The organism is Paenibacillus vandeheii, assembly GCF_030433635.1.
Lineage (GTDB): Bacteria > Bacillota > Bacilli > Paenibacillales > Paenibacillaceae > Paenibacillus > Paenibacillus vandeheii.
The window spans coordinates 89,848-102,572 of sequence record NZ_JAROCD010000002.1; the positions used below are offsets into that span (position 1 = coordinate 89,848).

General features: G+C 48.8%; 12 protein-coding genes. 6 read left to right on the top strand and 6 right to left on the bottom strand.

The genetic code is table 11. The annotated features are described in order from the left end of the window. The first annotated feature begins 7 nt into the window (after positions 1-7). Positions 8-1,027, top strand: a complete 1,020-nt coding sequence (mglC, locus tag P5G61_RS03245) for a galactose/methyl galactoside ABC transporter permease MglC (RefSeq protein WP_301244448.1) — start codon at positions 8-10, stop codon at positions 1,025-1,027. Between the two features lie 72 nt (positions 1,028-1,099). On the opposite strand, the gene P5G61_RS03250 is transcribed toward mglC, so the two are convergent. Further along, positions 1,100-1,435 (bottom strand): hypothetical protein, encoded by a 336-nt coding sequence (locus tag P5G61_RS03250; protein WP_301244450.1) that lies wholly within the window; start codon positions 1,433-1,435, stop codon positions 1,100-1,102. A 275-nt stretch (positions 1,436-1,710) separates the two neighbouring features. Here P5G61_RS03250 and P5G61_RS03255 point away from each other — a divergent pair, with 275 nt between their 5' ends. Next, complete coding sequence (locus P5G61_RS03255; RefSeq protein ID WP_301244452.1) at positions 1,711-3,267, top strand: ATP-binding protein; 1,557 nt, start codon at positions 1,711-1,713, stop codon at positions 3,265-3,267. A gap of 95 nt (positions 3,268-3,362) precedes the next feature. Here the strand turns inward: P5G61_RS03255 and P5G61_RS03260 are convergent, their stop codons facing one another. From P5G61_RS03260 to P5G61_RS03270, 3 genes are all read right to left on the bottom strand, one after another. Next, the gene (locus tag P5G61_RS03260; protein ID WP_301245211.1) at positions 3,363-5,195 is read right to left on the bottom strand and encodes an ABC transporter ATP-binding protein; all 1,833 of its coding nucleotides are present in this window, start codon (positions 5,193-5,195) and stop codon (positions 3,363-3,365) included. After that, positions 5,179-6,954, bottom strand: a complete 1,776-nt coding sequence (locus tag P5G61_RS03265; protein ID WP_301244454.1) for an ABC transporter ATP-binding protein — start codon at positions 6,952-6,954, stop codon at positions 5,179-5,181. Before P5G61_RS03265 ends, P5G61_RS03260 begins: the two co-directional genes overlap by 17 nt. Before the next feature lie 69 nt (positions 6,955-7,023). Then, positions 7,024-7,458, bottom strand: coding sequence for a MarR family winged helix-turn-helix transcriptional regulator (locus tag P5G61_RS03270; protein WP_301244456.1), 435 nt, complete (start codon positions 7,456-7,458; stop codon positions 7,024-7,026). Positions 7,459-7,679: 221 nt separating this feature from the next. Between P5G61_RS03270 and P5G61_RS03275 the strand changes: the two genes are divergently transcribed. Genes P5G61_RS03275 through P5G61_RS03290 form a run of 4 tightly spaced genes read left to right on the top strand, consistent with a single transcriptional unit; the run spans position 7,680 to position 10,513 of the window. Further along, a complete protein-coding gene (locus tag P5G61_RS03275) occupies positions 7,680-8,609 on the top strand; it encodes an NUDIX hydrolase (protein WP_301244457.1) in 930 nt (309 codons plus the stop codon). Between the two features lie 18 nt (positions 8,610-8,627). After that, the gene (ybiA, locus tag P5G61_RS03280) at positions 8,628-9,125 is read left to right on the top strand and encodes a riboflavin biosynthesis intermediates N-glycosidase (protein ID WP_301244459.1); all 498 of its coding nucleotides are present in this window, start codon (positions 8,628-8,630) and stop codon (positions 9,123-9,125) included. Further along, a complete protein-coding gene (locus tag P5G61_RS03285; RefSeq protein ID WP_301244461.1) occupies positions 9,106-10,044 on the top strand; it encodes a TIGR02452 family protein in 939 nt (312 codons plus the stop codon). Before ybiA ends, P5G61_RS03285 begins: the two co-directional genes overlap by 20 nt. Before the next feature lie 46 nt (positions 10,045-10,090). Beyond that, the gene (locus P5G61_RS03290; RefSeq protein WP_301244463.1) at positions 10,091-10,513 is read left to right on the top strand and encodes a macro domain-containing protein; all 423 of its coding nucleotides are present in this window, start codon (positions 10,091-10,093) and stop codon (positions 10,511-10,513) included. A gap of 157 nt (positions 10,514-10,670) precedes the next feature. On the opposite strand, the gene P5G61_RS03295 is transcribed toward P5G61_RS03290, so the two are convergent. Both P5G61_RS03295 and P5G61_RS03300 read right to left on the bottom strand, forming a co-directional pair. Next, entirely contained in the window at positions 10,671-11,618 is a 948-nt protein-coding gene (locus P5G61_RS03295; RefSeq protein WP_301244465.1) for an iron-hydroxamate ABC transporter substrate-binding protein, read from the bottom strand. An 89-nt stretch (positions 11,619-11,707) separates the two neighbouring features. After that, positions 11,708-12,724, bottom strand: a complete 1,017-nt coding sequence (locus P5G61_RS03300) for a FecCD family ABC transporter permease (RefSeq protein WP_024633475.1) — start codon at positions 12,722-12,724, stop codon at positions 11,708-11,710. Position 12,725: the final 1 nt, after the last annotated feature.

Sequence of the window (12,725 nt, forward strand, 5' to 3'; positions counted from 1 at the left end):
GGAATACATGAACACACAGGTTATCAATCAGGTGAAGCAGTACGTGGCGCAGCGTGCGATCTTTATTGTGCTGATCCTGCTCATTATTGGTATTGCTATTGCCGATCCACACTTTCTTGCTTTCTCTACACTTCGGGATATATTACAACAGTCCTCCACACGGGCCATTATTGCGCTGGGTGCGGCGTTTATCCTGGTGACGGGTGGGGTCGATTTGTCGGCAGGACGGGTCGTTGGTCTGACGGCTGTTGTATCCGCATCCATGCTGCAAATAGACGAATATGCGAATCGGTTCTTTCCTGATCTGCCACACTTATGGGTGGGATTTCCGATCATCATCGGGATCTTCGCTGGTCTTGCGGTCGGACTCGTTAACGGCATCATTGTAGCCAAACTGCATGTTCCACCCTTTATCGCGACACTGGGAACGATGGTTGCAGTATATGGTTTGAACTCGATTTACTTTGATACCGAACCCAACCAGTCACAACCAATTGGTGGACTGAGACAGGACTTTACTGTTATCGGATCTGGTTACATTGATCTTGGTGGTGGTTATTCCATTCCGTATATCGTATTGATTGCCATAGCTGTTGCGCTGATCTGCTGGGTGGTCTTTAACAAGACTCGCCTCGGGAAGAACATGTACGCCATTGGTGGCAACATTCAGGCTGCACATGTGTCCGGCATTCACGTGGCACGCAACCTGATTGCGTTGTATGCCATTGCAGGTGCATTGTATGGATTGGGCGGTGTGCTGGAAGCCGCGCGTACGGGCGGTGCAACGAACAATTACGGCAACATGTATGAGCTGGATGCCATTGCCGCTTGCGTTGTGGGGGGCGTCTCCACTGCGGGTGGTATTGGTACGGTGCCCGGTGTAATGGCAGGGGTGCTGATCTTTGGGGTTATCAACTATGGTCTGACCTTTATCGGGGTAAGTCCTTACTGGCAGCTCATTATTAAAGGGTTGATTATTGTGGCCGCTGTGGCATTTGATATCCGTAAGTATATGGCGAAAAAATAAAAATGATGTAATGAAGTATAAGGCCAGCTTCCTGGAATGATAGGGGGCTGGCCTTATACTTGTTTTACTTTTTTAATGAAATATAGTCCATATTATACCATAAAGTGGAAAGATCATAACGCTAGTAATCAGCATGAAACCACCGACCTTGTAGGCCACCTTTGTACCATAGTGAGAATGATACTTGCGGGCAATCAAAAAGGAAGATAACCAAAAGATTATAGCTACCATAAAGGGAATGTTAAATCCTTGATGACCATTGCTATAAATAGGCAAGTTCAGTAGATTAAACAAATAGTGACTGATCTTAAACTTTTCTGGGCCCCAAGGAAAATTAAAAGCAAAGCCCAGAACAAGCACAAGCAGAGAAAATGTCCCGATGCCCAAAGGTTTTCTTTGTATTATCATGCTTATCCCTCCATAACCAAGGTGATATCCTAAATAAACCCATTAATGTATTGTAACATAGTGTTGGGCAATGTGATGTAAAATAGTTTCGCATTCTCCGTTTTCCTATAAACCGTTTGTCCTACTTTAATAATAAATTTATACATTCATGTGAATTTGACAAGGTTCCACTAATCGACAACATTAGCTAAACATAATCGATATAATACATGTAATTGAGGTATTTGATGTGAGTAATATGTCAAAGGGGGCGAGGCTTTTTGCTAAGTTACACGATGAAAATGCTTATTTTCCCGCTGGGATGTCTGCTTGTTATCCTGTCCTCTTATTTTCTAGGGCTTACTCCCCATCTCACGTTAATGATATGTGCTGGTGTGTTATTTGTAGCAAGTGTATATGGGGAGAAACGTTATCCTGCACTGCGTAACGTCCACTGGGTCTTTCTTGGTTTATTCCACTACTTCAGTGAATTGAACTGGTGCAATATGTTGTATTACCTGCTCATTATGTCGATGATTCAGGATAAACAGCGTGTCACGCAGACGTTACCCATTTCGATGCTGCTTGTGCTCGAATATACAGTGATTCGGCTTTCGTATGTGACGATTGATACATATGCTTTGCTGGCATCCCTGTTTGACATGTTAACTGCGATAGTCATTATATTTCTGTATCATACCTTAAGTGCAAGTGAGGCAGAGAAGCGCAGACTTCGAGAGAAAAATCATTTTTTGACCCTCCATGATCCACTCACCGGGCTGCTGAATTACGAAGGATACATGGATGCCCTTAATAAAACGGTGGAGGAGCACCACTCCTTTTTGCTGATTATCCTGAATATTCAGAATCTCAACGGGTTTGACAAAGAGGTCGAAGACAACTGGTGCGGCGTAATCAGAAATACGGGCGAGAGCATTACAAAACAATTTTCGGATTCGTATGGTATATCCCGCTATGCAGGAGATCGCTATGCAGTCATTTTGCCTGAGACACAGGACATTGAAGAACGCATGACATCACTCCTGTCAGGGGATTTGCGGGAGTTGCAGGTGAACTACAGTATTTCCCTGTATCCGGGAATGTCCGATACGCTGCAGCACTTTATTACGGTGGCGGAGGACAGTTTATTCCAGCATCAGCGCAATAAATGGTTGAAAAACGAAGAGGAGGTCTTCCGTTCCGAAAGACTCCGGGCTGTTGGTGAACTGGCCGCTGGCATGGCTCACGAAATTCGCAACCCGCTGACGGCCATTCGCGGATTCCTGCAGTTGTCACGGGGGCAGGCCTTCAATATCGCTCCGTGGTATGAAGTCATTATGGGGGAGATCACACGGGTTACGGAACTGACGGCTGAGTTTTTGCAATTTTCGAAACCACACACCAATCACATGAAACCTGAACGAGTGGGGCATTGTCTCGAACGAGTCATGTCGTTAACTGAGTCGGATGCAGCATCACGGGGTCATCGGATTACGCTTGAAATGACTGGTGAGCCAGTCGTGGTCAACATGGATCGGGACAAGATCGTACAGGTACTGATCAACCTGATTCGTAATGCATTTGAAGCGATGACAGACCCCGGTGAGGTGCATATTGATCTGTTGCATGATGGAGATAAAGCACTTATCTCGATTAGCGATACGGGCAGCGGTATTCCGGAGAAATCTTTGGCCACGATCTTTAATCCATTCTATACAACCAAGGAAGAAGGTACAGGACTTGGACTGGCGCTCTGTCAGAAAATCGCTCTGGACCATCATGGAAAAATCACCGTTCATAGTGAAATGGGGATTGGCTCTACGTTCACCCTTCATTTACCAATGGGAGCGTAATTCCAATCATAAAAAACGCCGCATTCGGGTTCCAGAAGAACCGTTTGCGGCGTTTTTGGGTGTGTATTCTAATCAATCCATGAAGATGAACCCAATCAGCTAAGCTGACCCTGATGCAACTGATAATAAAAACCTTGCTGCTGCATCAACTCATCGTGGCTGCCTCGTTCGGCAATTTTGCCGTCATCGATGACGAGAATCTGATCGGCTTCACGGATCGTGCTTAGCCTGTGGGCGATGACGAAGCTGGTGCGATCCTTCATCAAGGTTCGCATTGCTTCCTGAATCTGCATTTCGGTGCGAGTATCGATGCTGCTGGTCGCTTCATCCAGAATAAGAATGGCAGGATCAGCGAGAATGGCACGAGCGATGGTTAACAGTTGTCGCTGTCCCTGACTCAGATTGCTGCCACCGGAAATGATTGGGGTGTCGTAACCCTGCGATAATTTGCGGATGAAGGAATGGGCATTGGCCAGCTTCGCCGCTTGCTGAATCTGTTCGTCTGTTGCATCCGGTTTGCCGTAGGCAATATTGTCACGAATGGTTCCGGAGAATAGATAAGCATCCTGTAACACAATGCCAAGTTCGCGCCGAAGCTGATCTTTCTCAAGTTCCGAGATGTCGCAGCCATCAATGGTAATTCGCCCGCCCGTAATCTCATAGAAACGGGGCAGCAGGTTGATAATGGTTGTTTTACCCGCACCAGTCGGTCCAACAAGTGCAATCATCTCGCCTGGCTTGGCGGTAAAGCTGACCTTTTTGAGAATTTCTCTCTCAGGGCTATACCCAAAGGATACCTCCTCAAATACCACTTTACCTTGAATCTGTTCCAGCTGTTTCTTCTGTTCTTCCACGTATTCACTTGGGGTATCAATAATGTGGAATACACGTTCAGCACCTGCAATGGCTGCCTGAATCAGATTATACTGGTTCGCCAGATCATTGATGGGCCGCTCAATCTGGCGGGAGTAGGCAAGAAAACTCACAATCAGCCCGATGGACGTCAGATCATGATAAGCCATCCATCCACCTACCGCTGCCAGTATGGCAAAGCCGATATTGTTCATGACATTCATCGTTGGCCCGACCAGACCGGATACGCTCTGAGCCTGGGTACTGGAAGTGCGAAGCTTCTCGTTCAGGTTCTGAAAATGTTTATGCGCCTGCTCCTGACGATTATAAGCTGCGACCACCTTTTGTCCGGCAATGGTCTCCTGAGCGTAGCCATTAAGCTCTCCAAGCAGCTTCTGTTGTGCAGTAAAATGTTTGCGTGTTCTTGAAGCGATCAGACGAGTGGCGATCGTAATCAGGGGAACCGTCACCAAACTGAGCAGAGTCAGTCGGACATCCAGGGCAAACATAATCGACAGGGAGCCAACCAGCAAGATGGCGCTGGACATCAGCTGGGTTACACTTTGATTCAGCGTCGTGGACACGTTATCGATATCATTGGTAGCCCGGCTCATCAGATCACCGCTCTGATTTTTGTCAAAAAAGTGGATCGGTAGCTGCTGCAGCCTAGAAAACAAAGCATGGCGCAGATCCTTCACGGTCAGTTGGGATACGCCGATCATGACATAGGATTGAGCCCACATCATGAACGAGCCGAGCACGTATACAGTCAGCAGTAGCATGCATTCTTTCAACAGACCATCCGTCAATTTGGGAACGATATGTTCATTGACCGCACGACCGAGCAGATAAGGTCCTGCCAGATTAAGCAACGTTCCAAGAGCCGTCAGTACCAGAGCCGAGATAACCCCTTTGCGATGACGTCCCATGTATGACCATACTCGAATGATGGCGTGCCGGGCGTTCTTGGCTCTTACTTTAGGAACCGGACCTCGGCCGGGTGGCCCAGGTCTTCCGATCGGCGGAATAACGGTCTGATGGATGGAGGAAGAAGCATCTTTAGCCAAATTGAACATTCTCCTTCCGTTGCTGCGAATAATAAATGGATTGGTAGTGTGACGAATGGGCCATGAGATGCTCATGTGTCCCACTGGCCACGACCTCTCCTTCATCAAGCACGTAAATGCAGTCTGCATCCTTCACGGAAGAAATCCGTTGTGCAATCAGGAAGGTGGTGCTGTTTTTCATTAGGGAATGCAAGGCTTTCTGAATGCTCGCTTCCGTGCGCAGATCGACGGCGCTGGTGCTATCGTCCAGAATCAGAACTTCCGGTTGCATGAGTAGGGCACGAGCGATGGATATCCGCTGTTTCTGTCCACCCGATAGATTGACCCCGCGCTGGCCCAACTCCGTGTCATACCCCTCTTTCAGACTCATAATAAAATCGTCCGCTGCCGCTGCTTGAGCTGCGGCACGCAGTTCAGCTTCCGTTGCGTCAGGTCTGCCGAAGCAGATGTTATCCCGGATGCTGCCACTGAACAGAATGGACTCCTGCAACACGATGGACACTCGGCTGCGAAGGTCATGGAGATCCCAGTTACGCACGTTCACTCCATTCACAAGCACTTCACCCTGTGAGGCATCATACAAACGGGGAATGAGCTGTACCAATGATGTTTTACCTGATCCTGTAGATCCGAGCAAGGCGACTTTTTCTCCCGGTTTAGCCGTCAGTGTAATTCCAGATAGGGTATGCTCCCCATCATAGCGGAAATAGACGTCCCTGAATTCTACCTGACCAGCTGTGCTGGAGGGCCAATGAATCGGCCGATGTTCGGACCCGTCCTGCGATGGCTGTTCTATCCCGGACACATCATGCCCGGATCGAATATCTGCCTGGGTATGAAGCACCTCATTGATCCGTGCAGCAGACACCTTGGCGCGGGAGAAGCTCATCATCATCATGCCGATTGAAGTGAGGGACGAAAGTACAACGGTCACGTAGTTGATAAAAGCAATCAGATCCCCGGCGGCAATATTGCCTCCCACAACCTGAAAGCCCCCAAACCAGAGCACCGCTACAATGGTAGTATTCAGCATCAGGCTTAATACCGGTGCATTCAGCGATACGATGCGCCATGCTTTCACTGCCGTATGGGTGTAGTCTTCATTGGCTTGCTGGAAACGTTTCTTCTCCTGACGTGCGCGTGCAAAAGCTTTGACGACACGAATGCCGGAAAGATTCTCCTGAAGAACCCCGTTCACCTTGTCTAGCTTGTTCTGAACGCTGGCGAAGAGCGGATAGGAAGCGGAAATCAGGATATATAAGATGATAAACAGAATCGGCACGGACAAAATGAGAATTAACGCCAGTTTGACACTGATCGTAAACGCCATAATAATACTGCCGATAATCAGCATCGGCGAACGGATAAACATGCGCAGAAGCATCTGTACAAAGGTCTGCATCTGGGTGATATCACTCGTCAGGCGGGTGATCAGCGAGCCCTCCTGGAAGGTATCCAGATTACGGAACGAGAACTTCTGGATATGATCAAACAATTCCTGGCGCAGATCGGTGCCGTATCCAACGGCAGCTTTGCTTGAAAACAGCGTACATCCTGCACCGCCAACCCATCCGATTAACGCAAAAAGAAGCATAAACAAACCTGTAGTCACGATGTGGGACAGGTTCCCTGCAAGCACACCATCATCCACAATGCTGGACATCAGCTTGGGTTGAAGCAGGTCCATGGCAACCTCAAGGACCATGAGCAGCGGAGCAAGAATGGCCGCTGACTTATACGGGGTAAGGAATCGTTTTAACGTCCACAATAGGAAAAATCACCTCATCCGTTATGAAATAATCATGTTGCAAATATTCTTGAGACAGAAGCACATCATTTAATATTCTTGCAGATTCTGAACCATGCGCCGGGCGAGCTCCGACATGAGTTGCGATTCTTCAGGTGTAAAATCTTTTTGAGCTTGGTGTTCAAGCTCCTGGAATACTTCTCTCAGTTCCTTAAGCGCATCACGGCCCTGATCGGTCAGATAGACACGCAGACTGCGCAGATCCTTAGGGTCGGCTTCACGCCGTACAAACCCCGAGCTTTCCATGCGTTTCAGCATAACTGTTACCGTTGCAGGGGCGCGGCGCAGCTGTTCGGCCAACTGTTTCTGGGTCTGACCATCTTCCCGTTCAAGCTGGAATAACAGCGGCGGTTGTCCAGGATATAACTCAGGGTGGTTGACAAGCTTCTCATGAACCTTGTATCGCTGTAGCTTGACGAGTTCCGATAACTGGCCCATTAAACGTTCATTCCGAGCTGATTTCATAACTGCTTCCATCCTTTTAATTAGTCGACTAACTAAATGATAAGTTTCCTTTGACATATCGTCAAGTGATTTTTGATATTCCGAAGATGCTTGTTAGAGCGAGACATAATGTGGGTTTGTGAAGGGATGGGAAATATTGACGCGGGTCAGAAGTATATGTTAGATTGTTATTATCTAATTGTTAATAACAAAATGTTAATAACAGAATGGGGTCTTTCGAAATGACACATGCGGGTAATTCGGATCAAAATTCATCAGATCATCAGAATCACGTGAACATAAGCGAACAACAGTTTCTTGAAACCTATGACGCAGGCGATTACGAACGTCCTTCCGTTACCGTGGACATGTTGGTATTTACAATACGAAATGAAACGCAGGAGAATTATCGCAAACTCGCGGAGCCAGAGCTCCAGCTGCTGCTGATTCGTCGGGGAGGTCATCCCTATATGGGGCAGTGGGCGCTTCCGGGTGGATTTGTCTCTATGCAGGAATCGCTGGAAGATGCCGCCAGACGGGAACTTTTTACCGAAACCGGACTGGATGATATTTATCTGGAGCAGCTCTATACCTGGGGGGATGTGCATCGTGATCCGCGTACGCGTGTAATCAGCTGTTCTTACATGGCGCTGGTCGACAGCAGCGAGCTGCAGCTTCAGGCTGGCGACGATGCCAGCGAAGCGGACTGGTTTCGGATGGAGCAGCGGCTACAGGAGGAGAAACGTCATATCCATGAGCGTGGACGCGTGACGGAGCGCAGGGTGCAGTTGATTTTGACCAATGGAACAGAGGAATTGTCGGCTGTCATTGAGACGAAGGAAACAGTGGAAGGTAGAATGCGTCACAGCAATATTTCGGTGAATGAGGTTCAAGGAATTGCCTTTGATCATGCGAAGATCATACATTACGCGCTGGAACGTCTGCGGGCCAAGGTGGAATATACGGATATTGCTTTTAATCTGATGCCGGAGACATTCACATTAACTGCTCTCCAGAAAGTATACGAAATCATCAGTGGCAAAAAACTGCTGGCTGCCGCTTTCCGGCGCAAAATCGCCGAATGGGTTATCGAAACGGGTGAGTATACGGGGAATGCAGGACATCGTCCATCCCGTTTGTACAGATTGAATCCGGAAAGATTGGCCCCATAAAGTTAGGAGGGAATTTCGATGGAGAAGTTTACATTTTTCTGGCGTACAGCGTCTCCGTTCTCGCAGTGGCATCCGGCGGATTTTACCGTCAATGGCGTTCACTACAGCAGTGCGGAGCAATATATGATGCACCAGAAAGCGCTGCTTTTCGGCGATGAGGTTATTGCAGACAAGATCCTGAGAGCAGGCTCCGCTTCCGTACAAAAAAAGCTGGGCAGACAGGTCGCAGGATTCGACCAGACTGTATGGGAAGAGGAGTGCAAACGTATTGTCTATGAGGGCAACGAAGCCAAATTCACCCAAAACAAACAACTACTGACCACGCTGCTCGCCACCCGAGGAACGACTCTTGTAGAGGCAAGCCCGGATGACCGCATCTGGGGTGTTGGGCTGGCGGAGGAAGACCCGCGCATTCGCAATAGAAGAACGTGGCGGGGGACCAACTGGCTGGGTGAGATTCTCACCTGTCTAAGAGAAAATATAGGAAGTGATGAAGATGAACGACCAACAACATAAGAACGATATTCAGAATAACAACCGCAATATAACAACAGGCGTCAACAGCACGAATGCACGCTCCAAACGTTCTCGTATTGCCCATCAGACACTGGTTATTTTGGAAGCAGGAGAATATGTGAACGGATATGATCGCCGGGTTCAGATCGGTGCGGACTTACAGCGAGCGATCCGGGATTCGGTATTATACCGTCCTACGGAGCTTATCGCTCTTCGAGAAAAGCGAAGTGAAGAAATGATTCGAATGCAAGCTCCGGCGGAAGCTTCAGCCTTTCGCATCGAGGTTACGGGCGAGACCACACTCGCGGCCGCTTCACGCCTTTCTGTGGATGAAGGAAGGAAAGATGTTGTTTGCCTGAACTTTGCATCGGCGAAAAACCCCGGTGGCGGCTTCCTGGGAGGCAGCCAGGCACAGGAGGAAAGCTTGGCTCGGGCTACAGGACTGTACCCATGTATCGCCCAAATGAACGAAATGTATGATTACAATCGCAAGCAGCGGTCTTGTTTGTACTCCGATTACATGATCTATTCGCCTGCTGTTCCGGTGATCCGTGATGATGAGGATCGGCTGCTCGACAAATATAATCTGACGGCATTCATCACAGCGCCTGCTGTAAATGCAGGAGTGGTGAGAGAGCGGGGAGATGCTGATGATCAGCAAATTGAGTCCGTCATGAAAGGGCGCATTCGCTATATTCTGGACGTGGCCGCGCTGCATGGGCATCAAACTATTGTATTAGGCGCATATGGCTGCGGTGTATTCAGGAATGATCCGGCAAAGGTAGCGGAATATTTCCATGATGTATTGGTAAGAGAGAACTTCAAGCATTCCTTTGAGCGCATCGTATTTGCTGTATTGGACCGGACAGCCGGACAGAAAACGTTCAAAGCATTTGAGGATCGTTTGGCTGGAGAATGATTTGGAGAAGTTTACAAAGTCAAAAGGTATAAGGGAGAGGACAGGTATGAAGTTTCGCGAGATACAGCAGGATTTGTTTGCCATGGATGATCACTACACGCTTGCACACTGCATTTCTGCGGATGCCCGGATGGGTGCAGGAATTGCTGTACAGTTTCGGCAGCGATTTGGATTGGAGGTTCTTCAGGAGCAGGCGCAGCAGGAGCCGCTTGAGATCGGACAATGTTATCCGGTGGGGCGGACACTGAATCTGGTCACCAAGGCCAAGTTCTCTAACAAACCAACCTATTCGTCGTTTACTCGTGCCGTGGAATCCATGCGTGACGTTTGTGCCAGAGAAGGGATCAACAAACTGGCGATGCCGCAAATTGGCTGCGGGCTGGACAGGTTGAAGTGGGATAAGGTGAGAGTCATTATCCAGGATGCTTTTGCCGAAACAGATGTTGAGATCGTCGTTTGTACCTTGTGATTAGACTTTGTGGATGGACTTTTATCTTCAGATACAATTTTGAATACAAAAAAACCTCTGCTTTGAGCGGATGGAGAGAGCATGTTAGCTAACTCTGTTCCAATCTACAAAGAGAGGTTTTTTGATGTTTTATTATGGGTTGTGCGTAAGGATTATTTTATTTCTTGGAAAACATTTCTTTGGCTTCATCCATGGCCATTTTGTTGCCGATTGAAGAATAATCCAGCCAAGGCTGAGCACCGATCGGGTAGACATGGCCTGCTTTGACAGCCTTAAGCCTCTGCCAGATTGGATTGTTTTGCAGTTCTTTGAACATGCTCTGAGCTTCATCATCCGAGTTCACCACAACAAAGATCGCATCTGCGTCAAAGTCGGGCAGCACTTCACGGGAAACGACCTGATAGGGTTTGGACGAATCGAATTCCTCAATGCCTTTAGCTGGGGTCAACCCCAAATCCTCATACAAAATCGGCCCCATCGGACGGCGTGGACTGAACACACGCAATTCTTTGGCAGTAACACGGATAGCCATTACGGTGCCATCCCCAATGGTGTCATGGATTAGAGATTTCACTTCATCCGTTTCTGTCGCATAATGCTGAATATATTGCTCGGCTTCCTTCTCACGGTTCACGAGTTTGCCAATGTCTTTTAAGTGGTCGCGCCACGTGCCATCATCCAGATTGAAGACGTGTACAGGAGCAATTTTCTCGAATTTGGCGATATCATCACCGGAAAATTCTTCGTCCAGGTAGATGACATCCGGTTTCAGGGCAAGTAAAGCTTCCATGTCCGGGTCCTTAACGGGACCGAGCGGTGTTGTATTTTGAAGACGGTCAGCAACGTGGGACAGGAAGGCTTTGGCTTCCCCGCCGATTACCGAACCAACCGGAGTAATCCCGAGAGACAGCAGGTCATTGGTCAGATGGATCGACATGGATGCGATGCGTTGGTCTCCGGAAGCGGAATTGGTGTCCTGTGTAGCGTTCGAAGTGTCCGTAGTGGAACCTTCCGAAGCAGAGGATGAATTATTGGCGTTCCCGCAGGCTGCGAGTACAAGCACCAGACAGATGCTCATGAAGAGCATAAGGTTTTTCTTTAACATGGGTAATCTCAATCTCCTTGAACATCTCATGGATGTCGTTTTTATGTTGGGTATAACGGTGGAATCATTGGATTGTTGCGGTAAAGCTATTACTTGGTTCGTACCAGCAGGTATAAAAAGTAAGGTGCGCCTATCGCCGCGACCACGACGCCTGCCGGAATGGAATTGGGCTGAAAGATCGTTCGCCCAACCGTATCGGCGGCGACCAGAATAACCATACCGATGAGTCCGGCGGCTGGGATCAGATGGCGATGCATCGGGCCAACCAGTCTGCGGGCCAGATGAGGCGCCGCCAGACCAATGAATCCAATCCCGCCAGCCATGGACACACTGACCGCAGACAATGCCACTGTGCACAATAGCAAAATAACACGTTGGGATCGGACGGGTGTACCAATACTTGTCGCGGCAGCATCTCCCAGATTAAAGGCATCCAGCGTTTTGGAGCGACTCCATATGTACGAGATGCAGAGTACAATCCATGGAAGCAGAGCCTGGACATGAACCCAGTCTCTGCCCCAGACGCTGCCTGCCAGCCAGCGAGCGGCGAAGGAATAGGTATCTTCATCCAAACGGAGGGACAAATACAGCGTCAAGGCATGGAATCCGGCCGCTACGGCAATGCCCACCAGAATCAGCTTAATGGGGGATACTCCGTTATGACGATCATAGGATAGCAGCATGATAATTAGCGCCGCGGCGACACTGCCTGCAAAAGCAAACAACGGAATCAGCAAGGCAACCGAGCCGTTCATGGAATGGGCGAAGCTTACAAATACCATCAATCCAAAGGCCGCTCCTGCATGCAATCCAAGGATGCCTGGATCGGCAAGTGGATTGCGTGTAATACCTTGCAGCGCAGCACCAGCGACGCCGAGGCCTGCTCCAGCCAGTACAGTAACCAGAATGCGTGGCAGTCGATAGTCAAACAATACAATCTGATCATCCGGCGTACCATTGCCTAGCAGGGTGTGAAGCACGGCCATTGGTGACAGGCGAATCGTTCCCGTGTTGAGGCTGATCACGATGACGGCACAGGCTATGCAGAGCAGCGTAACACTGACCGCTATGGAACGTTTTCCTCGTGAGGGTGTATTGGAGTTCATC